This is a genomic window from Bradyrhizobium tunisiense (assembly GCF_042263385.1).
Lineage (GTDB): Bacteria > Pseudomonadota > Alphaproteobacteria > Rhizobiales > Xanthobacteraceae > Bradyrhizobium > Bradyrhizobium tunisiense.
In genome coordinates, this window is record NZ_JBHLEV010000005.1 from 25,631 (window position 1) to 48,511 (window position 22,881).

Consider the following 22,881-nt stretch of genomic DNA (forward strand, 5'->3'; position numbering starts at 1 on the left):
GGTGGACCTGATCATGCGCGGGTTGGCCGCCGTGCTGCTGATTCTCGCCTCAATGCGGCTCGCCATGGCCGAGGAGAAGCGGCTTCCCGTGCCGGCGGTTTCGATCCGCGCCGGCGAGCTGATCCGGGACGACATGATCACCGAGCGGGCCTTCGCGCCGAGCCTGCTCGGCGTTGCCATGTTCATCGAAGGGCGCCAGGTGCTGGTCGGCCGCATGGCACGGCGCGCGCTGTTGCCGGGCCAGCCCATTCCCAGCAATGCGGTGGAAGACCCCTGGACCGTCGCCCGCGGCGCCCAGGTCAAGGTCGTGGTGGAAGACAGCGGCCTGTCGATCGTCACTTACGGCGCGGCGATGCAGTCGGGTGCGGCCGGTGCGCTCATTCCGGTGCGCAATACCGATACCGGGGTGATTATCAGGGGCATCGTCCAGCCGGACGGCACCGTCAAGGTCGTGGACGGGTCATGACCAGGATCCTCGTTGCGCTCGTCCTGCTGTTTTCCGCCGCCAGCGCCCATGCCGCCGTCCGCATCAAGGACATCGCGGACATCAAGGGTTTGCGCGAAAACCAGATCGTCGGCTACGGCCTCGTCATCGGCCTGAACGGCACCGGCGACACGCTCCGCAATGCTCCGTTCACGGAGCAGTCCCTGCAATCGATGCTCGAGAACATGGGCATCAATGTCAGGAACGAGACCACGAGCACCAACAATCCCACGCGTCCGACGACGCTGCGAACGCGCAACGTCGCGGCCGTGATGGTGACGGCGGACCTGCCGCCCTCGATCGGCCCCGGCGAGCGCATGGACGTCACCGTGTCGTCGCTCGGCGATGCGACCTCGCTGCTCGGCGGCACGCTGGTCATGACGTCGCTGCGCGCGGCGGACGGCGCCGTTTATGCGGTGGCGCAGGGGGCGATCACGGTTGCCGGTTTCAGCGTCGGAGGCCAGGCGCAGAACGTCAGCCAGGGCACGCCGACGGCCGGGCGCATCCCGAACGGTGCGCTGGTCGAGCGCGAGGTGCAGGGAAGCCTCCACGAAATGCAGTTCCTGGTGCTGGAGCTGAAGAACCCCGACTTCGTCACCGCAACGCGCATCCTCGACGCCATCAACCGCTACGCCGGCGGACGCTACCGCGCCCAGATCGCCTTCGAGCGAGACTACCGCAACATCGTGCTGTCGAAGCCGCGCCATATCGGCCCGGTCCGATTCCTTGCCGAGATCGGCGAACTAACGGTCGAGCCTGATACCCCGGCCCGGGTGGTGATCAACGAGCGCACCGGCACGGTGGTGATCGGGCGCGACGTGCGAATCTCGACCGTCGCGGTGACACACGGCAATTTGACGGTCCGTGTCACGGAGATGCCCGTGGTGTCGCAGCCGGCGCCGTTCTCGCGAGGCCAGACCGTGGTCGTCCCGCAGACCGTGGTCGAGGCCAACGAGGCCGGAGCGCAGGTGGCGATCCTCAGCGGGGTCGATCTCCAGCGCCTGGTGCGCGGACTGAACCAGATCGGCCTGAAACCGTCGGGTATCATCGCGATCCTGCAGGCGATCAAGACGGCCGGTGCGCTCCAGGCCGATGTCATCGTGCAATGATGCATAAGCGTCGTGCAAGCTTGGTCGCTCAATGCTCGGGTCTCGACCGAGAATCGCGCGCGGCCCGATGCTGAAGCTGGATCACAAAGCCAAACTTTTCCTGCTGGTCGCGGCATCAGTGCTCGCGAGCACCTCGCCCCTGCTTGCCCTGGACGAAGCCAAGCCGTCGAGGCCGCTCAACCTGCTCTCCTTCGCGCGCGCCCGCGCGTCCGGACCGCAGAAGCCGCAGCCGGTTGCGGCGATGCCGGGCGAGAATGCGTCGATCCGGGCGACGGCATGGGCGGCCGAAGAGTCGGCAGCCGCAATCACCGGCGCAGTGCCCGCCGCCGAGACGCCTGCTCCTGCTGCTGCGCCCGCACCCGCCCCGGTCCGTCTGGCCAAGCCCGGCAGCGTGACGGCGCCGCCGAAGCCTGCGCCGCCGCAGGCTGCGGCGGCCGCCGACAACGAAGTCGCCCTGTTCTGCAGCAACGTCGCCGATCCCGCCGTCGATGCGAGGCTGGCCTGGCAACTCAAGGAGCTGGAAAAGGCCGAGAACCTGCTCCGCGAGCGGATCGCCGAGGTCGAGGCCAAGCGCGCCGAATACGAGAAGTGGATGGCGTTGCGCGACGACTTCCTGAAGAAGGCCGAAGCGAGCGTCGTCGAGATCTATTCGCGCATGAAGCCAGAAGCCGCGGCGACCCAGATCGCCGGCATGGCGGACGAGACCGCCGCCGCCGTGCTCGCCAAGCTCAGCCCGAGAAGCTCGAGCGCAATCTTCAACGAGATGGACACGGCACGCGCGGCGCACCTCGCCGACCTCCTGGGCGGAATGCGCCGCGTGGATGACGGAAAGACCAAATAGATGAAGAAGCCGATCCTCATCCTCCCGCTGGTGTCCGTGCTTCTGGGCGGATGCTTCCATGACCCGGCCGAGGTCCTGACCGGCCCGCAAATGTCGCCGGTCGGCAGCGGCCTCCGGACCCAGGCCGATCCGATCCCGGTGACGCCGCGCATGCGCACGCCCGTCAGCTATCGCTCGACCTGGGACGACGGCACCGATCTCTACCGCGATCCCCGCGCCCGTCGCACCGGCGACGTCGTGACGGTGATCATCTCGATGCAGGACAAGGCCAAGCTCGACAACAAGACAGGACGCTCGCGCGATTCGCAGGTCAAGTTCGGGCTGGACTGGCTGATGGACGTCGCAGGGTGGAACGACGCCGGCTCGGCCAGCGCCAATCTCAGCACCAACACCCAGATCAAGGGCAACGGCCAGATCGACCGCACCGAGGACATCAAGCTGTCCATCGCGGCCATCGTCACCGATGTGTTGCCGAACGGCAATATGATGATCAGCGGCTCGCAGGAGTTTCGCGTCAATACCGAGATGCGCGTGCTCAACGTCGGCGGCATCGTGCGTCCGCGCGACATCTCGCGGGCCAACACGATCACTTACGACAAGATCGCCGAGGCGCGCGTGTCCTATGGCGGCCGCGGGAATCTGTCCGACGTGCAGCAGCCTGGATGGGGACACCGGATCTATGATGCCGTGGCACCGTTCTGAGATCTGCGCGGGCGAGGCCGCGCGAGGGCAGGGGACATCATGCGGCTGATTGCGGCCATCGTGGTGCTGACCCTGGTCGCGATCGGCGCGGGCGCGCTAGCCGGCCTGCATCTGTTCGCGGCCGCCGAGCGCGCCGCCGATGCGAAGAAGAGCGCGACCCCGCCGCCGCTGGCGTCGAGCTACGCCGGCAGCGCGCGCTTGCGGAAATTGTCCCCGATCGTGACCAATCTCGCAGCGCCAGCCAACAATTGGGCTCGCATCGAGGCCTCCATGGTGACCGAGAGCATGAACGACGAGGAGGCCGGCATCCTGGCCGCGCACATCAGCGAGGACATCGTCACCTACTTGCGGTCCGCCTCGGTCGCGCAGTTCGAGGGATCGCGCGGGCTCCAGCATCTGCGCGACGACCTGACCGAACGCGCCAACATCCGCTCGTCCGGCAAGGTCCGCGAATTGATCATTGAGACGTTGGTGATCCAGTGAGAGTGAAAGTCCTGCTGCTCGCGTTGATCATGGTGGCGCTGCCCGAGGTTGCGCTCGCCCAGATCCCGGACCTCAATTCGCTGTTGCCGCCCGGAAACGGTTCGACCAGCGGCCGGATCATCCAGCTGATGGCGCTGATCACGGTGCTGTCGGTGGCGCCGGGACTGCTCATCATGGTGACGAGCTTCACGCGATTTGCGGTGGCGCTGTCGTTCCTGCGCGCCGGTCTCGGCCTGCAGACCACGCCCGCCAATCTGGTGCTGATCAGCCTCGCGCTGTTCATGACCTTCTACGTGATGGCGCCGACCTTCGACCGCGCCTGGGAGACCGGCGTCCAGCCGCTGATGAAGAACGAGATCTCGGAAGAGCAGGCCTATCTGAAGATCACGGATCCGTTCCGCGAGTTCATGCTGGCCCATGTCCGCGACAAGGATCTGCAGACCTTCGAGTCGCTCGCCGCGGAGAGCTTTCGCAAGAAGTTCGACGACAAGCGCGTCGATTTGCGCGTCATCATCCCCGCCTTCATGATCTCCGAGCTGAGGCGTTCGTTCGAGATCGGATTCCTCATCATCCTGCCTTTCCTCGTGATCGACATGATCGTGGCGACGCTGACCATGTCGATGGGCATGATGATGATGCCGCCGACCATCCTCGCGCTGCCGTTCAAGATGCTGTTCTTCGTGCTGATCGACGGCTGGAATCTGCTCGCCTCCGGACTGGTGCGCTCGTTCTCGTAAACCGCGGCGCGCGCCGGCCGACCGGCCGGTTATGGTTAGCGGAAAGTAATATTAACCATATGATATTGCTGTTGAATTCAAGCCGGCCTTAATCCGGCGGCAAGATTCGGCGTGCTAGCAAGGCGTCACGGCGGGTTGGACCCCACCCACAGCAGTCCAAAGGCATGATGCCGCCCCTCCGTACCGGTGCAAGCCCGGTATGTCCCCTGATGAAAATGTAACGCGTACATAAAGGGACATTCGCAATGTCAAGCCTGCTCACGAACTCGTCCGCCATGACCGCGCTCCAGACCCTGCGGTCTGTCAGCTCGCAACTCTCCACCACGCAGAGCCGGATCTCCACCGGCCAGCGCGTCGCCACGGCCTCGGACAACGCCGCCTATTGGTCGATCGCGACCTCGATGCGTGCCGACAACGCCGCGCTCTCCGCCGTCTCCGACTCGCTCGGTCTGTCGGCCGCGACCGTCGACACCGAGTACACCGCTCTGAACAAGGTCATCGGCGACAGCAACTCCGGCCTGACCAAGCTGCAGTCGCTGCTGGTCCAGGCCAAGACCGCCGGTGTCGATCGCAGCAAGATCCAGTCTGAAATCACGCAGATCCAGCAGGACATGAAGAACGTGGCCGGCGCCGCGACGTTCAACGGCGTGAACTGGCTGAGCACCAACGCCTCCACGCCGGCGACCGTCAACCTGGTGTCGTCGTTCTCGCGCGTCGGCGCCACGCCGACCACCAGCTCGATCACCGTGACCGTCGCCAACTACTCGCTCTACACCTCGACCACGAGCGGCATCCTCGACACGGTGAGCGGCAGCGCGTCGGTCGACACCATCAACATCGGTGCGCTGACCGACTCGGCGGCCGACCAGACCACGCTCGATGGCTACATCGCGCAGGTCACCGCGGCGATCGGCACGGTCGCTTCGGGTGCCGCCAACCTCGGTGCCATCAAGAACCGCATCTCGAACAACTCGGAGTTCGTGAAGTCGCTGATGGACTCGGTGGATCGCGGTATCGGCCAGCTCGTCGACGCCGACATGAACCAGGAGTCCACCCGCCTGGCGGCTCTCCAGGTCCAGCAGCAGCTCGGCGTTCAGGCGCTCTCGATCGCCAACAACAACAGCCAGAGCATCCTGTCGCTGTTCCGCTAAGTCCAGGACGATCTCGAGAGGGCCGCGCTTCTCGCGAAGCGCGGCCTTTCGTTTGGCACGATGCTGCCGCCGTGATTCGCCAGTCCTGTTGCAGAGGGACCACGGCGCCACAAGCCTCGCACAAGCTTCGCTGGCTATCCTCGCCGCTACGACGGGTTGGGCTCACGCGCATTTCCGCAGCCCAAAGGCATGATGCCGCCCTGTCGTACCGGTGCAAGCCCGGTATGTCCCCAAAATCCAATCTGCTTTCAAAGGGACATCGAAGATGGCTTCCAGCCTGCTTACCAACTCCGCTGCAATGACCGCGCTCCAGACCCTCCGGAATGTCAGCGCCAGCCTGCAGACCACCGAAAACCGCATCTCGACCGGCCAGCGCGTCGCGACCGCTTCGGACAACTCGGCCTATTGGTCGATCGCGACCTCGATGCGCGCCGACAACGCCGCGCTCTCCGCCGTCTCCGACTCGCTCGGTCTGTCGGCCGCGACCGTGGACACCGAATACACCGCTCTGAACAAGGTCATCGGCGACCAGAACTCCGGCCTGACCAAGCTCCAGGCGCTGCTGGTCGAAGCCAAGACCGCCGGCATCGACCGCACCAAGATCCAGGCTGAAATCACCCAGATCCAGCAGGACATGAAGAACGTCGCCAACGCGGCGACGTTCAACGGCGTGAACTGGCTGAGCACCAACGCCTCCACCCCGGCGACGGTCAACCTGGTGTCGTCGTTCTCGCGCGTCGGCGGCACGCCCACGATCAACACCATCACGGTGACGGTTGCCAACTACTCGCTCTACACCTCGGCCACGGCCGGCATCCTGGACACGGTGAGCGGCAGCGCGTCGGTCGACACCATCAACATCGGTGCGCTGACGGACTCGGCGGCCGACCAGACCACGATCGACGCCTACATCGCGCAGGTCACCGGCGCGATCAACACGGTCAGCCAGTCCGCCGCCAACCTCGGCGCCATCAAGAACCGCATCTCGAACAACACGGAATTCGTGAAGTCGCTGATGGACTCGGTGGATCGCGGTATCGGCCAGCTCGTCGACGCCGACATGAACGCGGAATCGACCCGGCTCCAGGCGCTGCAGACCCAGCAGCAGCTCGGCGTTCAGGCGCTCTCGATCGCCAACCAGAACAGCCAGAGCATCCTGTCGCTGTTCCGCGGCTAAGCGACGCTCTCGAAGACGACCGTGCTCCCCAGGGAGCACGGTCACCGCCGCGAACGGTGGATATGAAGCCACCGCGCGTGCCCGGACACCGACTTCTGCGCGCCAGATGCGACACGTCGCGGCCGTTCGAGCCGCGCCCGGCCCGTCGGGCTGCGTTCAATCGCATCACCGCATTCTTGTAAAATTGCAACGCCTCGTCCGCGAACCGGCGCGCCTGCGCTCTCCCGCAACCCTCAGGCAAGGTTGGCAGCGGAGTGTCGCATACGTTCGCATTGCTACGAGGTCATATGCTCAGTCGCGCGCAGATACAACAACTGCTCAACAATCTGCTGGAGCTCGGGCCGCGACGCCTGATGGCCCTGGGGCTGATCGGCTTTGCCGTTCTCGTCACCGTCGTCGGCGGCGCGTACTATCTGAGCCGGCCTGAATTCGAGACGCTCTATACTGGCCTCACCCGCGAAGATGTGACGCGCATGGGCGCGGCGCTGCGCGAGCAGAACGTCACCTTCGACGTCAATACCGCCGGAGATGCGCTCTCGGTGCGTCCGAGCCAGACCATGCAGGCGCGGATGCTGCTCGCCGAGAAGGGGCTGCCGACCAGCGCCAATTCCGGCTACGAGCTGTTCGACAAGATCGGCTCGCTCGGCCTCACCTCCTTCATGCAGGAAGTCACCAAGCTCCGGGCGCTGGAGGGCGAGATCGCGCGCACGGTCCAGTTGATGAAGGGCGTCAAGGCGGCGCGGGTGCATATCGTGATGCCGGTGCGCGGCTCGTTCCGGGCGACGCAACAGCCGCCTTCGGCCTCGGTCGTGCTGCGCACCGACGGCGCGATCGAGGCGCGCACGGCGCAGTCGATCCGTCACCTCGTCGCCGCCGCGATTCCGGGCATGAGCCGCGACAAGGTGACGGTGCTGGACGCCGACGGTTCGATGCTGCTCGCCGAAGAGGACGAGGCCAGCGCCGCCCCGACCAAGATGGCGAGCCTTCAGAAAACGGTCGGCGGCATGGTGCAGGAGAACATCCGCAAGGCGCTGACGCCGTATCTGGGTCTCGACAATTTCGAGGTCAGCGTCGCGCCGCAGCTCTCCACCGACAAGCGGCAGATCAACGAGACCGTCTACGATCCGGAGAGCGTGCCGAACGTTCGGTGCGGAACGTGCGCGAGAAGGAATCGTCGCAGAACGCAGACCGCTCGACGCCGACGACGGTGCAGCAGAATCTTCCCGATCAGCAGGTGAACGCCGCCGGCGGCAAGAATTCCAGCGAGGACAAGACCCGCCGCGAGGACGTCACCAATTTCGAGGTCTCGTCCAAGACCACGACGACTGTGAGTGACGGATATTCGGTGAAGAAGCTCTTCATCGCCGTTCTGGTCAATCGCGCGCGGCTGGTCGCCGATCTCGGCGACAAGAGCAACCAGGCCATCGTCGACAGCAAGCTCGCCGAGATCAGCCAGCTTGCGGCGACGGCCGGGGGACTGGACAAGGCGCGCGGCGACCAGATCCAGGTGTCGGCCGTGGATTTCATGGAGGGTTCGCGCGAACTGGCGCCGGTACCTCCGATCAGCTTCGTCGAGATGATCAACAAGCAGCTCGGCAGCGTCATCAACGCGGTGACGATCCTGGCCGTTGCTTCGATGCTGGTCTGGTTCGGCTTGCGGCCGGCCGTCAACGGCATTCTGACCCATCGCGCGGAGCAGGAACAGGTCGAGGCCGCCGAGGCCGCGGAGCTCGAAGCTGCTACCGCCCTCGCATTGGCCGAGGGCCAGGACCCCGAGCTCAATCTCGTCGAAGACCTCGAAGGCAAGATGCAGCGAACGCCGCAGAAGCGGCTGGAGCAGATCGTCCGGCTCGATCAGACGCAGGCGGCGGCGATCCTTAAGGACTGGATGCGACGCGAGGAGGCGGCATGAACGCGGCAATCGGAAAGCTCCTGACGCAGTTCGACGCGAACGGCCGGGCCAAGGCTCCGCCGCCTCCGCCGCCCAGGATACAGGACCTGCTGACAAGGCCGAAGGAGCTCGTGCGCGAGCCGCAACCGCAGCCTCAGGCTCACCCGCAGCCACTGCCCCAGTCGCCGCCTGCGGCGCCGACAGCGGAAGCCCCGGCGACCAATCTCCTGGACGACTCTTACCGGCGTGGCCATTCGGCCGGCGTCGCGGAGGGCGATGCCAGGCTTGCCGAGGAGCGCGTCCGCAGCGCGATCCGGCTCGGCGAGGAGCGCGCCAAATGGTCCGACCAGCAGGCGGTCGCGATCGTCGGCGGTTTCGAGGCGGCCTGCCGTGAGATCGAGACCAACATCGCAAGCTCCGTTGCGCGGATATTGCTGCCGTTCCTCGCCGACGCGGTCCGCGACAAGGCGATCGGATCGCTGGTCGAGCAGATTTCGGCGCTGACCGGCAACTCGTCAGTACCGGCGTTCAAGGTCACCGGCCCGCGCGAGCTGCTCGACCTCGTGAAGACGCAGCTCGATGCTTCCAGGCGAACCGGCATCGAATACGAGGCGGCTGAGGCACTGGAGGTCCGCGTCGTGGCCGACCAGACCGTGATCGAGACGCAGATCTCGGTCTGGAGCGAACGTCTCAAGGAAGCGCGCCGGTAGCCCGCCATGGAAGAGGTCAAGCATGAGCTGGTGATCGTCCGCCGCCGCAGCGCCTTCGCCGAGGAAGCGCATCACGGCGGCGTCTGGAAGATCGCCTATGCGGATTTCATGACCGCGATGATGGCGTTCTTCCTGGTCATGTGGCTGCTCAACGCGCTCAACCAGGACCAGAAGCAGGTGGTCGCGAGCTATTTCAACCCGATCAAGCTTGCGGAGAACGCGCCCGCCCCGAAGGGCCTCAAGGACCTTGCCAAGAAGGAGCCGTCGTCGTTCGAAGGTCAGGACGGCCGGCGTCAGCCGGCCGGTCCGAACGAAGAACGTCGCGGCGATTCCCCGACGGCCGAGAAGCCGCCCTTCTATGAAGAGAAGGTGCTGTTTCGCGATCCCTATGCCACGCTCGCCGAGATCGCGAGCAGCGCGAACCAGGCCTCGGGCCAGCGGCGCGCCGGCGCGCTGACATCCGCCGAAGAGGATGGTCTCAAGGGCGGCGACGCCTACCGCGATCCCTTCGATCCCGGCTATTGGAAGCTGGAGCCGCAAGCGTCCAAGGACGCCGATCGCATGATCGAGAGTGAGTCCAAGCCGAATGCCTCCGCGCGCAACGGCGCGTCCGGCACGCATCAGGGCGAGCCGCAGGCGCATCGTGCCAGGGCGGACGATGCCGGTGGAAGCCCGGCACCGAGCGCGGATGCATCGTCCGCAAATCTGTCGCCGCTGCTGCCGCCGGCGCCGGCGCAATCGCCCCGCGAGGGAAGCGCCCAAACGACTGTCCAAGCCAACGCCGCCGCGCAGGCGCGCACCACTGATACGACCAAGGAGAGCGAACCGCGCGATGCGGCGCAAACCCAGCAGCCGACCGTCAAGCAGCTTCAGGCCGCGATCGCGGACGCGCTGTCGGACATCAAGGCCGGCGCCGGACCGGCGGTCGAGGTGCGCCAGGTCGAGGAGGGTCTTCTGATCAGCCTGACCGACGATGCGAGCTTCGGCATGTTCGCGGTCGGCTCGGCCGAGCCGCGACCCGAACTCATCCGCGTGATCGACAAGATCGGCCCACTGCTGACGAAACGCCAGGGCATGATCATCGTCCGCGGCCATACCGACAACCGGCCGTATCGTTCGGAGACTTACGACAATTGGCGGCTGTCGACCGCTCGCGCCCAAATGGCCTATTACATGCTGGTGCGCTCCGGCGTCGACGCGCAGCGGATCGAGCATGTCGAAGGTTACGCCGACCGGCGGCCGAAGCTTCCGAACGATCCCGCTGCCGCGCAAAATCGCCGGATCGAGATCCTGATCCGTGAGAAGCGCCCTTGATCAGGCCGCTGCTCTGCATCGCCTTGCTGCTCTTGCCGTTCACGGCGACTAACGCGCTTGCCGAGCCCGCGCGCCAGGGCGGCGAGCCTTATGAGCTCGTCCGCGCGCTGCAGGCGGTGCAGGACGGTATCGCCAACGGCGATACCGCCGCGCATGGCAGTCACGTCGCGCTGATCCGGCAGATCGGAGAGAAGTTTCTCGCCGCCGATCCCGCCGCGTGGAGCAATCCGCAGAACAGCCAGGCGGTGGTCATCTATCTGCTCAGCGGCGGCGCGCCCCAGATCGTCCGCAAGCTGCCGCGCGACAGGATGAATGTGGACGAGCGGCTGTTCAACGGTGCGCTTGCCTATGTCGAGGGTCGTCAGGAGGAAGCGCGGGAGCAGCTCAGGGACGTCAAGCCGCGTACGCTTCCCTCCGGCCTCGGCGGACAGGTCGCGCTGGTCCAGGGCGCGTTGTTTGCGCGTGTCGAGGCATCGTTCGCGATCGAGCGCCTGGACGATGCGCGCCTGCTGCTGCCCGGCACGCTCGTGGAGGAGGCGGCGCTGCGGCGTGAGATCCTGTTGGTGGGGCAGGCGGAGGATTTCGACAAGTTCGAGTTCCTGACGCTGGCCTATATCCGCCATTACCGCAACTCGATCTATGCCGGCGATTTCTGGCAGCGCTTCTCTACGGGCCTGACGCAATCGAGCCTGGCGCTCGACGGGCGCCGCTTCGCGCGGATCGCTGCCCTGCTGGAGCAGATCGATCGCACCAGCCGCCTCAAGCTCTATCTCGTGATCGCGCGCGCGGCCATGCTGCGGGGACAGCTGGCCGTGACGCGGCTTGCCGGCGAGCGGGCGCTGACGCTCAGCGCCGACGCCTCCGCTGATCGCGAGCGGGCGCATTTCTTCCGCGGCGCATCGCGGGCGCTCACCGACGAATATGACGGCGGTCTCGCCGAGCTGAAGGCGCTCGACCGGTCGAAGCTGCCCGAGCGCGACGTCCCGCTCTTGAATGCCACGGTGCAGCTCGCGCTCGACGTTCGCAAGCCGTTTTCGGGCGGATCCGCCGCGCTGGCCGATAAGCCTCCGGCAACGCCGGCGCGTCTCGATCTGGCGTCGTCGACCGTGGCGCTCGCACGCGCGCGGAAGCAGCTCGGCGAACTCGAACTTCTCACCAGGGACCGCCGTCCATGACCAAGCTCACCGTAACCTCCGGACAAACTTTCTCGGGTCTCGCCGAGAGCCTCAACATGCGCGGGACGTCGCGTTCGGCCAAGAGCGCCGGAGCCAAATCGCAGGCAAGCTCGTCGTTCAACGATCTGCTCCACACCGTCTCGAAGCTCGCCAAGCAGGCCCTGAACGAAGACGGCGGCGAGACGACCGGGAAGGCCGGCACGCTGCGCCCGCATCTGGCTCATTCGGCCGAGAAGGAAAGGCCGAAGGATGCGACGGTGCACGAGCGCATCGCGGTGTCCGAGCGAGAAAAGTCCACGGAGGAGCCATCCGACGAGAAGGCCGAGAGGTCGTCGGAGAGACGACATCCGGCCGATCATGCCGCCAAGGTGGACGTTCAGGATCAGCCGGGCATGGCCGTGGTGATCGGACAGGAGACCACGGCCGCGCCTGCCGTTAAGTCGCAGATGCAAACGCAGTCCGCCGGCAGGGACGCGTCCGGGCGCGACGAGCGAGCCTCCACGACGAAGCGCGAAGTGCAGGATGCGGCGATGGCCGATGCCGCCCCATCCGGTGTGGCTCCGATCGCCGCGCGCTCGCAGGCCGCGGTTTCGCAAGCGATGGCCGCGCCGCGATCGACACCGACGCAAGGCGGCGAGGCGTCGAACCCTATGCCCGCAGCGGCCGGCTTCGAGGCGGTCACGGCCAATGTCGAGCGCGCTGCCAAGGCCGCGGGGCGCGACGCAGTGCCGGAGACGACCAGGGTCACCGTGGTCCAGCAGGAAACCCATCTGCCGCCCGCGCAGTTCAACGCCCCACAACAGGTCGCCAATGCAGTGGTCGCCGAGCTGAAGGAATCTGCAAGCCCCGCGGCGGCTGCAGCATCCGATCTTGCCGCGTCCCAGACCAATGCCCCGGATCAGCCGCTCAAGATCCTGACCATCAATCTCGAGCCGCCTTCGCTCGGCAACGTCACCGTGCGCCTGCGTCTCGTCGGCACCGAGGTGTCGGTCCAACTCGCGGCGGAACGCAGGGATACCAGCCAGATGCTGGACCAGCAGCGCGACCAGATCCGCGATCTCATGCAGTCGGCGGGCTATGTCGCCGACGTCGCGCCGGTCCAGCACGGTTCGCTGGACGGATTTCAGGGCGGATCCGGCCAGTCGCAGTCGCAGCTTTCGAGCCAGCAGCAGCCGCCGCCGCAGTCGCAAGGCTCGTTCGGCGGCGGCAGCACGTCGTCGGAGCAATCCGGCGGCGACGCGAAACAGGCCCGCCAGGAGCGCCAGTCCAACCAGGAGACGCGTCATGACCAGGACGTGGCGCCGCAGCTTCGTCGCGGCCCTGTTTATCTGTAACGCGGGCGCTGCCGAAGCGGCCGCCGACAGCGCGCGGCCCTGCGAGCGCGAGATGGCGCGTGCGGCCCGGCAGCACGGGATTCCGCTCGGCATTCTCTATGCGGTCGGTCTCACCGAGACCGGGCGTCGCGGCGCGCTGCATCCTTACGCGCTCGGTGCCGACGGCCAGACCGTGTTCGCCAGGGACCTCAACGATGCGATCGCGAACTTCGAAGCGATGAGAAGCAAGGGCATCAAGCTGATCGACCTCGGCTGCATGCAGATCAACCACTATTATCACGGCGACAAGTTCGCCTCCGTGCGCGCGATGTTCGATCCTGCCGGGAACGTCGAATATGCCGCGCGCTTCCTGAAAGAGCTGAAGCAGCGCGAGGGAAGCTGGACCATGGCAGTCGCCCGCTACAATGCGGGGCCCAACAATCAGCCGGCGCAGAAGCGCTACGTCTGTCACATCGTCGCCCATCTCGTTTCGAGCGGTTTCGGCGCGTGGACCGACAAGGCCCGCTCGTTCTGTCAGCCGAAAACGACATGACGTGACGAGCTGAAGCAACGACTGACGGGACGAACGACAAGTTGTGCATCTCTCCCAATCATCAGCCCCGCGCAAGCAAGAACCCCCATTGTAGCTGCAACCTACCAAAGGAGCCCACTTCATGAGCCTGTATGGTGTTATGCGCACCGGCGTTTCCGGAATGAACGCGCAGTCCAACAAGCTGTCGACGGTCTCGGACAACATCGCCAACGTCAACACGACCGGCTACAAGCGGGCTTCCACGGAATTCTCCTCGCTGATCCTGAAGAGCGGCTCCGGCAACTATGATTCCGGCGCGGTCGAGACCAAGGTTCGCTATGCCATCAGTGATGCGGGCAACACGCAGTACACCACGTCGACCACGGACCTTCGCGTCCAGGGCAACGGCTTCTTCGTGGTGTCGAACGCCAACAACACGCAGCAATATCTGACGCGCGCCGGCTCGTTCGTGCCTGACAGCCAGGGCAATCTGGTCAACGGGGCCGGCTACTATCTTCTGGGCCAGCCCGGTCTCGTGACGAACTTCTCGCAGAACAGTCTGTCCGGCATGCAGATCGTCAACATCGCCCAGGTTTCGCAGGTGCCTGTGCCGTCGACGGCGGGGACGCTCACGACCGGCAATCTGGATCCGAAGGCGGCCGTCATTGCCGGTCCGCCCGGCCCGGCGTCATATTCATCGAAGAGCTCGATCGTGGCTTACAACAATATCGGCCAGGCCGTTACGCTCGACGTCTATATGTCCCACACGGCGACGGCTGCCGGCTCGGATACCTGGCAGGTTCAGGTCTACGATTCCGCGACGGGTACCTCGCTCGCCGCTGCCACCACTTTCACCTTCGACACGACGGCGGCCGGCAGGGGCGCGCTCGCCGGTGCGAGCCCGACCGGTCTCAGCTTCACCGTCCCCGGGGGCGCGGCGATGACCATGGATCTGTCGAACATGACGCAGGTCGGCTCCGACTTCAGCTTCAAGGCCACCGTCAATGGCAGCGTCCCTGCGGCCATCGACAAGGTCGATGTGGATGATGCCGGCCACGTGACGGCGATCCTCAAGAACGGGCAGCAGCTGACGCTCTACACCATCATGCTCGCCGACGTCGCGAGCCCCGACAATCTGACGCCCGAGCCGGGCAACGTCTATTCGACCAACATGAATTCCGGCAACGCGCAGGTCGGAAATGCCGGCACGGGTGGCCTCGGCGCGATCCAGTCCGGCGCCCTGGAGGACTCCAACGTCGACCTTGCGGACGAACTCACCGGCATGATCGAGGCGCAGCGCGGCTTCACCGCGAACTCGAAATCGTTCCAGACCGGCTCTGACCTGCTCGACGTCGTCGTCAACCTGAAGCGTTAAGTCCCATCCCGGGCAAGAGCAGATCATGTCCCTTACCGCCGCCCTCAACTCGGCCCGCTCCTCGCTCATGGCGTCGAGCATCCAGTCGTCGACGATCTCGCGCAACATTGCCGGGGCCAGCGCCACCGGCTATTCGCGCAAGATCGCCGTGCTCGACAATCTCCCAGGCGCCGGCGTCTATGTCGCGGCGATCCAGCGCGCGGCAAGCGGCGGCCTGTTCACGAACGTCCTCACCGCGACGTCGGCGTCCGCCAAGCAGGGCGTGATCTACGAAGGTCTGCAGAAAATCTCGGCCGCGACGATAGACGATCCCGAGCTCGAACAGTCGCCGACCGCCCAGCTCAACAAGCTCAAGCAGGCGCTGCAGCAATTCGCCAACTCCACCGACAATGCGACCCTGGCGCAGGCCGCGGTGACGTCTGCCAAGGACATGGCGACGACGCTCAACCAGGCGACCAAGACCGTCCAGTCTGTCCGCGAGGGCGCGGACGCCGACATGGCAACGTCGGTCGCCAACATCAACCAGCTGCTCGCCCAATTCGACGAGGTCAACACCGCGATCGTGAAGGGAACGATCTCCGGCGACGACGTCACCGACTATCTCGACCAGCGCGACGGCATCGTCTCCAGGCTGTCGGAGGAGGTTGGCGTCTCGATGTCGCTCCGTGCCAACGGCGACGCGGCGCTCTACACCGACAGCGGCGTCGTGCTGTTCGACAAGGCGGCGCGAACGGTCAGCTTCGCGGCGACCAACGTCTACACGCCCGGTACCACGGGCAATGCGGTCTATATCGACGGCGTCCCGGTCACGGGAGCCAATTCCGTGATGCCGCTCAAGACCGGAAAGATCGCGGGCCTCGCCGAATTACGCGACAATGCCACCGTCACGTACCAGAGCCAGCTCGACGAAATTGCGCGTGGCTTGATCGATGCTTTCAAGGAAAGCGATCAGTCGGCTGTTCCGACGCTGGCGGACAGGCCCGGCCTGTTCACCTATCCCGGCGCACCGGCGATGCCCGCGAGCGCCACGATCTCGGTCGGCCTCGCCGGTACGATCGCGGTTGCCGCGTCGGTCGATCCGGCCGCGGGCGGAAACCCGAACCTGCTGCGCGACGGCGCGATCAGCGGCGTTCCCTCCTATAATTACAACACGACCGGCAACGCCGGCTTCTCGACGCGGCTCCAGCAGCTCATCAACAACATGGAGGCGCCGCAGCCGTTCGCCCCCGCGGCTCAGGGCAAGCCGAGCGGCAGCGTGATCGAGTTCGCCTCGTCTTCGGCGAGCTGGATCGAAAGCCAGCGCAAGACCGCCGACGCCAACGTCCAGTACCAGAACACACTGCTCGACCGCAGCACCGCGGCGCTGTCGAATGTCAGCGGCGTCAACATGGACGACGAGATGTCGTTGATGCTCCAGGTCGAGCGCACCTATTCGGCGTCGTCGAAGATCATCTCGACCGTCGACGAGATGTTGCAGAGCCTGCTGGCTGCCGTGGGGAATTAAGTCATGATGAGCGCCAACTACATCTCGACCCTGATGATGTCGTCCTCGTTGAGGTCGTCGATCACGAATAACCAGGCCGCGCTGACCAAGGCCTCGAAGGAGGCGACCACCGGCCGTTTCGCCGATGTCGGCCTCGAACTCGGTACGGGGACGGGCCGCGACGTGGCGCTACGGGCCGATTTCAACTTCGCCGATCAGCTGGTCGATACCAACGAGCTGGTTTCGGGACGCCTCGACGTGACCCAGAACCGGATCACGCAGCTTGGCACGACCGCCTCTGAATTCCTCAAGAACCTGATCGCGGCCCGCGACGCCGACAGCGGCGCGAAGATCATCCTGCCGAGCGCGTCCGCCAACCTTCAGGACCTCATCGGCGCGCTCAACGTCTCCTACAATGGCGCGTATCTGTTCGGCGGCATCAATACGCAGACCGTGCCGGTCACGAACTACACGGCCGGCTCGGCCAGCAAGAACCAGGTCGATGCGGACTTTCTGGCGACGTTCGGCTTCTCGCAGTCGGCGGCCGGCGTGAGCACGATCACGCCGGCGCAGATGCAGAACTTTCTCGACAACATCCTCGATGCCGAGTTCGCAAGTCCGGCCTGGAACACCAATTGGTCGGCGGCCACGGACCAGACGCTGTCGAGCCGCATCTCCACGACCGAGGTCGTCGACAGCTCGGTCAGCGCCAACCAGCCCGGCTTCCGCAAGCTGGCCGAGGCCTACACCATGCTCACCGATCTCGGCAACACCAGTCTGAGCAAGGACACGTTTCAGGTCGTCGTCGACAAGGCCATCAGTCTCGTCAGCGGCGCGATCAACGATCTCGCCGTGCTCGGCGGTACCGTCGGCTCGATCCAGCAACGGGTCACCGGCGCATCCGAAAAGCTGAAGATCCAGAAGGACATCCTCAACAACCAGATCGTCAAGCTGGAGGCGGTCGATCCGACCGAGGCCTCGGTCCGCGTCACCACCTTGCAGACCCAGATCAAGACGGCGCTCGCGCTGACGTCGCAGCTCCAGCAGATCAGCCTCATCAACTATCTCTGAAGTCGGAGCTCGCAACCTTTGTCCTGTTATCCGGTCTCCTGCGCAGAGTGGTTCTGATGACGTTTGAAGCCTATGAAGCCGTCGTCGACGAAAGTGGTTTTGAGGCGCGGGGCCGGGAGCGGCAGGCGCTCAGCCTCGGCATCGACCGGCTCGAGCGTCTCCGGGAGGGCCACTTCAGCTTCGAGGATCTGGTCGAGAGCCTGCTCTATGTGCGGCGGCTTTGGACGATCTTCATCGAGGATCTCTCGCACCCTGAAAACGGACTGCCGGAAAAGCTGCGCGCCGACATCATCTCGATCGGCTTGTGGGTCGTCAAGGAAGCCGATCGCCTTCGCGAGGAGAGATCGAACGACGTGATGCAGCTCATCGAAATCAACCGCCTGATCCGAGACGCTCTTTGATGAAAGTCTCCTTGCGCGCGGGCGAACGGATCTACATCAACGGCGCGGTGCTGCGCGTGGACCGCAAGGTCTCCGTCGAGCTCGTCAACGACGTGATGTTCCTGCTCGAAGGGCAGGTCATGCAGGCGTCCGACGCCACCACGGCGCTGCGGCAGCTCTACTTCATCGTCCAGCTCATGCTGATGAACCCGACCGACATCCGCGATGCCGCGGCGCTCTACGCGCAGCATCACGCGGCCCTGTGCGCCGTGTGCGAGAGCCGCGAGATGCTGGACGGGCTTGGCGCGGTCGACGAGCTGGTGCAGGCGACCCGCTACTTCGAGGCGCTCAAGCGGATCCGGGCCCTGTTCCCGGTGGAGCAGGCCATCCTCGCCGACGCCGTACCCATTTCCCCCGTCGAAGCTGCCTGACAGCGGAGAGACACATGAACGTCACAGGCGTGACCGACACGACCGGCAAGCCCAATGCGACCGACCAGACCACGACGTCGAGCAGCGGCGTCGACTACAACACGTTTCTTCAGCTCCTCATCGCCCAGATGAAGAACCAGGATCCGACCAATCCGATGGAAACCTCGGAATATATGAGCCAGTTCGCCCAGCTCTCGACGGTCGAGCAGGCGATGCAGACCAATTCGAAGCTGGACGCGCTGCTGTCGTCGCAGTCGTTGTCGCAGGCCAACGGCCTGATCGGGAAAACCGTCAGCTTCACCGACGCCACCGGCGCCACCTTCAGCGGCAAGGTCGTTTCGGTCTCCATCAACAGCGACGGCTCCATCGCGACCCTGCAGGACGGCACCAAGGTCGCGGTCGGACCCGGCCTCACGATCAGCCAATCATGAACGAGCGGGACGCTCTCGATATCGTCCAGGCGGCGATCTGGACCATCATCGTCGCCTCCGGACCCGCGGTCGGCGCCGCCATGCTGGTCGGCACCGTCATCGCGCTGATCCAGGCGCTGACCCAGATCCAGGAGGTGACGCTGACCTTCGTGCCGAAGATCATCGTCATTCTGCTGGTCGTTGCCGTCTCCGGCTCATTCATCGGCGCGCATCTCTCCACCTTCACCGAGATGGTCTATTCGCGGATCGAGCACGGCTTCTGACCCGGGGCAGCGTCCTGCCACCACCCTCGCGTAAGCTTTGCGCGGCAGATTGCAGGCCGGACCCCTCTGCCGGTGACCCATGGCCGATACGTTAGCTGCTAGCCTGCCGACCCCACGACGAGTGGGGGCCGACGCATTTTTCGCCGGCGGCATCGTGGCCATGCTCACGATCCTGTTTCTGCCGATCCCGCCGATCCTGATCGATCTCGGCCTTGCGTTCTCGATCGCGCTGTCTGCGCTGATCCTGATGGTGGCGCTGTGGATCCAGCGGCCGCTCGACTTCTCGGCCTTCCCGACCGTGCTTCTGATCGCGACGATCCTGCGCCTGGCGCTGAACGTCGCGACCACCCGCCTGATCCTGTCGCGCGGCGGCGAGGGCGAGCACGCTGCGGGCCACGTCGTCGCCGGCTTCTCCAAGTTCGTCATGGGCGGCGACTTCGTCATCGGCCTGATCATCTTCGCCATCCTGGTCACGGTGAACTTCGTCGTGATCACCAAGGGTGCGACGCGCATCGCCGAAGTCGGCGCCCGCTTCACCCTCGACGCCATTCCCGGCAAGCAGATGGCGATCGACGCGGACCTGTCGGCCGGCCTGATCGACGACAAGGAAGCCCAGCGCCGTCGCCGCGAGCTCGAGGAGGAGAGCGCGTTCTTCGGCGCCATGGACGGCGCCTCGAAATTCGTTCGCGGCGATGCCATCGCCGGCCTGCTCATCACCGCGATCAACATCTTCGGCGGCATCATCATCGGCGTCACCCATCACGGGCTGACGCTGTCGCGTGCCGCCGACGTCTACACCAAGCTCTCCGTCGGCGATGGCCTGGTGTCGCAGATGCCGGCGCTGATCGTGTCGCTGTCGGCGGGCCTTCTGGTCTCCAAGGGCGGCACCAGGGGGTCGGCAGAGCAGGCCGTGTTGCGGCAGCTCAGCGGCTATCCGCGCGCGGTGTCGGCCGCCGCGCTGATGATGTTCGTGCTCGCCTTGATGCCGGGCCTGCCGATGGCGCCCTTCCTGCTGCTCGGCGGCGTCATGGCCTTCGTCGGCTACTCGCTGCCGAGGCGGCAGGCGGACCGGGAGCGCAAGGAAGCGGCCCGCAAGGCCGACGAGCGCGCCCAGACCGAGGCCAAGGAATCCGTCAAGGAGCAGCTCAAGACCGCCGAGATCGAGCTGGCGCTCGGAGGCCACCTTTCGGTCCATCTCCTGGGCTCGCGCACCGAGCTTGCGCACCGCGTCGCCAAGATCCGCAAGAAGTTCGCCAAGCAGTACGGCTTCGTCGTTCCCGAGATCAAGCTCACCGACAATCTGTCGATCGACCCCAAGGGCTACCAGATCCGCATTCACGACACCCGCGTCGCGCACGGCGAGCTCAGGCTCGGCGAGGTGCTCGTGCTGGTCGACAAGGACGGCAAGCCTGACGTGCCGGGCGAAGAGGTGATCGAACCCGCTTTCGGCATGAAAGCGCTGTGGGTGACGGAAGCCTTCACGGACGAAGTCAAGCGGCAGGGCTGCAAGCCGGTCGACAATCTGTCGGTGCTGCTCACCCATCTGAGCGAAGTGATCAGGGCGAACCTCGCCCAGCTCCTGTCCTACAAGGACATGCGCGCCCTTCTCGACCGTCTCGATCCCGAATACAAGCGCCTCGTCGAGGATCTCTGCCCGTCGCAGATCTCATATTCGGGCCTGCTGGCGATTCTGAAGATCCTGCTGGCCGAGCGCGTCTCCATTCGCAACCTTCACCTGATCCTCGAGGCGATCGCCGAGATCGCGCCCCATGTGCGGCGCTCCGAGCAGGTCGCAGAGCACGTGCGGACGCGGCTTGCCCAGCAGATCTGCGGCGACCTCTCGGACAACGGCGTGCTCAACGTCGTCCGTCTCGGTAACCGTTGGGACCTCGCGTTTCACCAGAGCCTGAAGCGCGACGCCAAGGGCGACGTCGTCGAGTTCGACGCCGATCCGCGCCTGATCGAACAGTTCGCGACCGAAGCCAGCGCCGCGATCCGCAAGTTCACCGAGAGCGGCACCAGCGTGGTGCTGGCGGTCACCCCGGAAGCGCGCCCCTATGTCCGGATGATCCTGGAGCGGGTGTTCCCGAGATTGCCGGTGCTGTCGCATGTCGAAGTCGCGCGCAGTGCCGAGATCAGGGCGCTCGGGGCCGTCTCGTGATCAGCGGTCTTGCCGACAGCGTGCTGGTAACGTTCATCGTGTTCTGCCGCATCGGCGCCTGCCTGATGCTGGTGCCCGGCTATTCCAGCGTCAATGTTCCGGCCCAGGTTCGCCTGTTCGTCGCGCTGGTCACGACGTTTGCGCTGGCGCCGATCCTGATCGCGGTGCTGAAACCCCTCACGGACAACGCGGCGCCGCTGACGCTGGCGCTCCTGATCTGCTCGGAACTCCTGGTCGGCAGCGTCATCGGGCTCGGCGGCCGCGTCTTCTTCCTCGCGCTCCAGACCATGGCGACCATGATGGCGAGCGCCATCGGCCTCAGCAACATCCCGGGGACGCCGGTCGCCGACAGCGATCCCGCGCCGGCGCTGGTACCGCTGATCATGGTGTCCGTCACCACCCTGTTCTTCATGACCGACCAGCATTGGCAGGTCCTGCGCGGGCTGATGAACTCCTACGACGTCTGGCATCCCGGCAGCAGGCTCGGCGGCAACATGGCGCTCGACCAGCTGGTCGGCCGTCTGTCCGACGCGTTCGTGCTGACGCTGCGGATCACCAGCCCCTTCATCATCTATTCGGTAATCGTCAACCTGGCGGTCGGCCTGATCAACAAGCTGACGCCGGCAATTCCGGTCTATTTCATCTCGGTGCCGTTCGTGCTGTTCGGCGGCTTCCTGCTGCTCTATCTCACCAGTGACGAACTGCTAACGCAATTCATGCTCGGCGTCTCGTCGTGGCTGGCGGGGTGACCGGTATGGCCTCGCGCGTGGACAAGCTCGGCCGGATGGTTTCGCTCATGAAGCTGCAGCTCCGGCTGTCCGAATGGCAGCTCGCGCAGTTGCAGCAGCGGGAGAGAAGCCTGCAGGACGAGCAGGAATGGCTGGTGGGCGCCCTCAACGATGGCAAGCCGCCCGCGGGCTCGTCGAGCGAATCGATCGCGCGGCGCCTGAGCCGGACGAGCGTCGGCGCGCGCCAGATTCAGGCGGAGGCCGCGCAGCAGCTCGACCAGGTTCGCGGCGAGAACCGCCGCGTGAAGCAGCTCGAGGAGGTGGCGAAGGCGGCGCTGGCCGACAAGCGTCGCGATGCGGAGAAGCGCGTTCTCGAGGAGATGACGGGACGAAGCCCTGCCGTGCGCGCCTGGACGCCGCGGCCAGCCAAGCGGAACAAGCCATGATCGTTACAGCCACACCCGACCTCGTTCTCGACGTCCTCGAGGCCGCCGATCCCGTGACGCAGCGCGCGGCGACCGCGAAGCTCGATGCGCTGAGATCCTCCGATGCGGACTTCGCCGTCACGATGGATGCGGAGGCCGGCAAGGCGGCGGCCACCGAATCTGCGGCGAAGGTTTCGGAGGTGCACTCGGATGCGGTGAACGGGGAGCCGGTGCGGGTGATCAAGGCGCCGGCATCCGGCGAGGTGTACCGGAAGTTCGAAGCTTTCATCCTCCAGACCTTCGTCGAGACGATGTTGCCGAAGGACTCGGAGGAGGTGTTTGGCAAAGGCACGGCCGGCGGCGTCTGGAAGTCGATGCTGGCGGAGCAGCTTGGCAACCAGCTGGCAAAGGGCAAGGGCATCGGCATCGCCGAGCGGCTCGCCGCCGCCGCGCATCCGCCCGGACCGAACGGTACGGGCAAGGCCGGATGATGATCCGCGAATGAATGACAGAA

General features: G+C 65.5%; 24 protein-coding genes and 1 pseudogene. All 25 read left to right on the top strand.

The features are described 5' to 3' along the window. Window positions 1-13 precede the first annotated feature (13 nt). The 25 genes and pseudogenes from flgA to ACFDR6_RS22955 all read left to right on the top strand — a co-directional run bounded on the left by flgA (window position 14) and on the right by ACFDR6_RS22955 (window position 22,858). Window positions 14-466, top strand: coding sequence for a flagellar basal body P-ring formation chaperone FlgA (flgA, locus tag ACFDR6_RS22835; protein ID WP_375859811.1), 453 nt, complete (start codon window positions 14-16; stop codon window positions 464-466). Continuing rightward, the gene (gene flgI / locus ACFDR6_RS22840) at window positions 463-1,593 is read left to right on the top strand and encodes a flagellar basal body P-ring protein FlgI (RefSeq protein WP_212088478.1); all 1,131 of its coding nucleotides are present in this window, start codon (window positions 463-465) and stop codon (window positions 1,591-1,593) included. Before flgA ends, flgI begins: the two co-directional genes overlap by 4 nt. A gap of 67 nt (window positions 1,594-1,660) precedes the next feature. Then, window positions 1,661-2,434: a MotE family protein gene (locus ACFDR6_RS22845; RefSeq protein ID WP_375859584.1), complete on the top strand. Its 774-nt coding sequence runs from the start codon at window positions 1,661-1,663 to the stop codon at window positions 2,432-2,434. Further along, entirely contained in the window at window positions 2,435-3,136 is a 702-nt protein-coding gene (gene flgH / locus ACFDR6_RS22850) for a flagellar basal body L-ring protein FlgH (RefSeq protein WP_212088482.1), read from the top strand. It abuts the gene before it with no gap. Between the two features lie 39 nt (window positions 3,137-3,175). Continuing rightward, complete coding sequence (locus tag ACFDR6_RS22855; RefSeq protein ID WP_246928805.1) at window positions 3,176-3,619, top strand: flagellar basal body-associated FliL family protein; 444 nt, start codon at window positions 3,176-3,178, stop codon at window positions 3,617-3,619. After that, entirely contained in the window at window positions 3,616-4,356 is a 741-nt protein-coding gene (gene fliP / locus ACFDR6_RS22860) for a flagellar type III secretion system pore protein FliP (protein ID WP_317240972.1), read from the top strand. Before ACFDR6_RS22855 ends, fliP begins: the two co-directional genes overlap by 4 nt. A 245-nt stretch (window positions 4,357-4,601) precedes the next feature. Then, a complete protein-coding gene (locus ACFDR6_RS22865; RefSeq protein WP_212088500.1) occupies window positions 4,602-5,507 on the top strand; it encodes a flagellin N-terminal helical domain-containing protein in 906 nt (301 codons plus the stop codon). 265 nt (window positions 5,508-5,772) lie between these two features. Beyond that, the gene (locus ACFDR6_RS22870) at window positions 5,773-6,684 is read left to right on the top strand and encodes a flagellin N-terminal helical domain-containing protein (RefSeq protein WP_317240971.1); all 912 of its coding nucleotides are present in this window, start codon (window positions 5,773-5,775) and stop codon (window positions 6,682-6,684) included. Between the two features lie 287 nt (window positions 6,685-6,971). After that, window positions 6,972-8,596, top strand: a pseudogene (gene fliF / locus ACFDR6_RS22875) (flagellar basal-body MS-ring/collar protein FliF). Next, on the top strand, window positions 8,593-9,285 hold the full coding sequence (locus ACFDR6_RS22880; RefSeq protein WP_375859585.1) for a hypothetical protein: 693 nt from the start codon (window positions 8,593-8,595) through the stop codon (window positions 9,283-9,285). The pseudogene fliF and the gene ACFDR6_RS22880 overlap by 4 nt, the downstream one beginning before the upstream one ends. 6 nt (window positions 9,286-9,291) lie before the next feature. Continuing rightward, entirely contained in the window at window positions 9,292-10,599 is a 1,308-nt protein-coding gene (locus ACFDR6_RS22885; protein ID WP_375859586.1) for a MotB family protein, read from the top strand. Then, entirely contained in the window at window positions 10,596-11,774 is a 1,179-nt protein-coding gene (locus ACFDR6_RS22890; RefSeq protein ID WP_375859587.1) for a chemotaxis protein, read from the top strand. The genes ACFDR6_RS22885 and ACFDR6_RS22890 overlap by 4 nt, the downstream gene beginning before the upstream one ends. Further along, entirely contained in the window at window positions 11,771-13,108 is a 1,338-nt protein-coding gene (gene fliK / locus ACFDR6_RS22895) for a flagellar hook-length control protein FliK (RefSeq protein WP_375859588.1), read from the top strand. The genes ACFDR6_RS22890 and fliK overlap by 4 nt, the downstream gene beginning before the upstream one ends. Continuing rightward, the gene (locus ACFDR6_RS22900; protein ID WP_375859589.1) at window positions 13,059-13,640 is read left to right on the top strand and encodes a transglycosylase SLT domain-containing protein; all 582 of its coding nucleotides are present in this window, start codon (window positions 13,059-13,061) and stop codon (window positions 13,638-13,640) included. Before fliK ends, ACFDR6_RS22900 begins: the two co-directional genes overlap by 50 nt. A gap of 121 nt (window positions 13,641-13,761) precedes the next feature. Then, complete coding sequence (locus ACFDR6_RS22905; protein ID WP_212088522.1) at window positions 13,762-14,994, top strand: flagellar hook protein FlgE; 1,233 nt, start codon at window positions 13,762-13,764, stop codon at window positions 14,992-14,994. Window positions 14,995-15,019: 25 nt separating this feature from the next. Continuing rightward, window positions 15,020-16,498, top strand: coding sequence for a flagellar hook-associated protein FlgK (gene flgK, locus ACFDR6_RS22910; RefSeq protein WP_375859590.1), 1,479 nt, complete (start codon window positions 15,020-15,022; stop codon window positions 16,496-16,498). A 3-nt stretch (window positions 16,499-16,501) separates the two neighbouring features. Next, window positions 16,502-17,548: a flagellar hook-associated family protein gene (locus tag ACFDR6_RS22915; RefSeq protein ID WP_212088531.1), complete on the top strand. Its 1,047-nt coding sequence runs from the start codon at window positions 16,502-16,504 to the stop codon at window positions 17,546-17,548. 56 nt (window positions 17,549-17,604) lie between these two features. Beyond that, complete coding sequence (gene flaF, locus ACFDR6_RS22920) at window positions 17,605-17,949, top strand: flagellar biosynthesis regulator FlaF (RefSeq protein ID WP_212089106.1); 345 nt, start codon at window positions 17,605-17,607, stop codon at window positions 17,947-17,949. Then, on the top strand, window positions 17,949-18,359 hold the full coding sequence (gene flbT, locus ACFDR6_RS22925; RefSeq protein WP_375859591.1) for a flagellar biosynthesis repressor FlbT: 411 nt from the start codon (window positions 17,949-17,951) through the stop codon (window positions 18,357-18,359). Before flaF ends, flbT begins: the two co-directional genes overlap by 1 nt. Window positions 18,360-18,373: 14 nt before the next feature. Continuing rightward, a complete protein-coding gene (flgD, locus tag ACFDR6_RS22930; RefSeq protein ID WP_375859592.1) occupies window positions 18,374-18,790 on the top strand; it encodes a flagellar hook assembly protein FlgD in 417 nt (138 codons plus the stop codon). Continuing rightward, on the top strand, window positions 18,787-19,053 hold the full coding sequence (fliQ, locus tag ACFDR6_RS22935) for a flagellar biosynthesis protein FliQ (RefSeq protein ID WP_027572776.1): 267 nt from the start codon (window positions 18,787-18,789) through the stop codon (window positions 19,051-19,053). Before flgD ends, fliQ begins: the two co-directional genes overlap by 4 nt. Before the next feature lie 79 nt (window positions 19,054-19,132). Then, on the top strand, window positions 19,133-21,214 hold the full coding sequence (flhA, locus tag ACFDR6_RS22940; RefSeq protein WP_375859593.1) for a flagellar biosynthesis protein FlhA: 2,082 nt from the start codon (window positions 19,133-19,135) through the stop codon (window positions 21,212-21,214). Continuing rightward, window positions 21,211-21,963 carry a flagellar biosynthesis protein FliR gene (gene fliR / locus ACFDR6_RS22945; RefSeq protein WP_375859594.1) on the top strand — a complete coding sequence of 251 codons (753 nt, stop codon included), beginning with the start codon at window positions 21,211-21,213 and terminating at the stop codon, window positions 21,961-21,963. Before flhA ends, fliR begins: the two co-directional genes overlap by 4 nt. A 5-nt stretch (window positions 21,964-21,968) precedes the next feature. Then, on the top strand, window positions 21,969-22,388 hold the full coding sequence (locus ACFDR6_RS22950) for a hypothetical protein (RefSeq protein ID WP_375859595.1): 420 nt from the start codon (window positions 21,969-21,971) through the stop codon (window positions 22,386-22,388). Beyond that, entirely contained in the window at window positions 22,385-22,858 is a 474-nt protein-coding gene (locus ACFDR6_RS22955; RefSeq protein WP_375859596.1) for a rod-binding protein, read from the top strand. The genes ACFDR6_RS22950 and ACFDR6_RS22955 overlap by 4 nt, the downstream gene beginning before the upstream one ends. Window positions 22,859-22,881: the final 23 nt, after the last annotated feature.

What these genes read in the sequence shown, in the direction of transcription:
- ACFDR6_RS22855 (WP_246928805.1), top strand. Translation starts at nt 3,176, where the DNA reads ATGCGGCTGATTGCGGCCATCGTGGTGCTGACCCTGGTCGCGATCGGC.
- ACFDR6_RS22905 (WP_212088522.1), top strand. Translation starts at nt 13,762, where the DNA reads ATGAGCCTGTATGGTGTTATGCGCACCGGCGTTTCCGGAATGAACGCG.
- flgI (WP_212088478.1), top strand. Translation starts at nt 463, where the DNA reads ATGACCAGGATCCTCGTTGCGCTCGTCCTGCTGTTTTCCGCCGCCAGC.
- fliQ (WP_027572776.1), top strand. Translation starts at nt 18,787, where the DNA reads ATGAACGAGCGGGACGCTCTCGATATCGTCCAGGCGGCGATCTGGACC.
- ACFDR6_RS22950 (WP_375859595.1), top strand. Translation starts at nt 21,969, where the DNA reads ATGGCCTCGCGCGTGGACAAGCTCGGCCGGATGGTTTCGCTCATGAAG.
- ACFDR6_RS22870 (WP_317240971.1), top strand. Translation starts at nt 5,773, where the DNA reads ATGGCTTCCAGCCTGCTTACCAACTCCGCTGCAATGACCGCGCTCCAG.
- ACFDR6_RS22885 (WP_375859586.1), top strand. Translation starts at nt 9,292, where the DNA reads ATGGAAGAGGTCAAGCATGAGCTGGTGATCGTCCGCCGCCGCAGCGCC.
- flgK (WP_375859590.1), top strand. Translation starts at nt 15,020, where the DNA reads ATGTCCCTTACCGCCGCCCTCAACTCGGCCCGCTCCTCGCTCATGGCG.
- ACFDR6_RS22845 (WP_375859584.1), top strand. Translation starts at nt 1,661, where the DNA reads ATGCTGAAGCTGGATCACAAAGCCAAACTTTTCCTGCTGGTCGCGGCA.
- flaF (WP_212089106.1), top strand. Translation starts at nt 17,605, where the DNA reads ATGACGTTTGAAGCCTATGAAGCCGTCGTCGACGAAAGTGGTTTTGAG.
- flhA (WP_375859593.1), top strand. Translation starts at nt 19,133, where the DNA reads ATGGCCGATACGTTAGCTGCTAGCCTGCCGACCCCACGACGAGTGGGG.
- ACFDR6_RS22955 (WP_375859596.1), top strand. Translation starts at nt 22,385, where the DNA reads ATGATCGTTACAGCCACACCCGACCTCGTTCTCGACGTCCTCGAGGCC.
- flbT (WP_375859591.1), top strand. Translation starts at nt 17,949, where the DNA reads ATGAAAGTCTCCTTGCGCGCGGGCGAACGGATCTACATCAACGGCGCG.
- flgH (WP_212088482.1), top strand. Translation starts at nt 2,435, where the DNA reads ATGAAGAAGCCGATCCTCATCCTCCCGCTGGTGTCCGTGCTTCTGGGC.
- flgA (WP_375859811.1), top strand. Translation starts at nt 14, where the DNA reads ATGCGCGGGTTGGCCGCCGTGCTGCTGATTCTCGCCTCAATGCGGCTC.
- fliK (WP_375859588.1), top strand. Translation starts at nt 11,771, where the DNA reads ATGACCAAGCTCACCGTAACCTCCGGACAAACTTTCTCGGGTCTCGCC.
- ACFDR6_RS22900 (WP_375859589.1), top strand. Translation starts at nt 13,059, where the DNA reads ATGACCAGGACGTGGCGCCGCAGCTTCGTCGCGGCCCTGTTTATCTGT.
- ACFDR6_RS22915 (WP_212088531.1), top strand. Translation starts at nt 16,502, where the DNA reads ATGATGAGCGCCAACTACATCTCGACCCTGATGATGTCGTCCTCGTTG.
- flgD (WP_375859592.1), top strand. Translation starts at nt 18,374, where the DNA reads ATGAACGTCACAGGCGTGACCGACACGACCGGCAAGCCCAATGCGACC.
- ACFDR6_RS22865 (WP_212088500.1), top strand. Translation starts at nt 4,602, where the DNA reads ATGTCAAGCCTGCTCACGAACTCGTCCGCCATGACCGCGCTCCAGACC.
- ACFDR6_RS22880 (WP_375859585.1), top strand. Translation starts at nt 8,593, where the DNA reads ATGAACGCGGCAATCGGAAAGCTCCTGACGCAGTTCGACGCGAACGGC.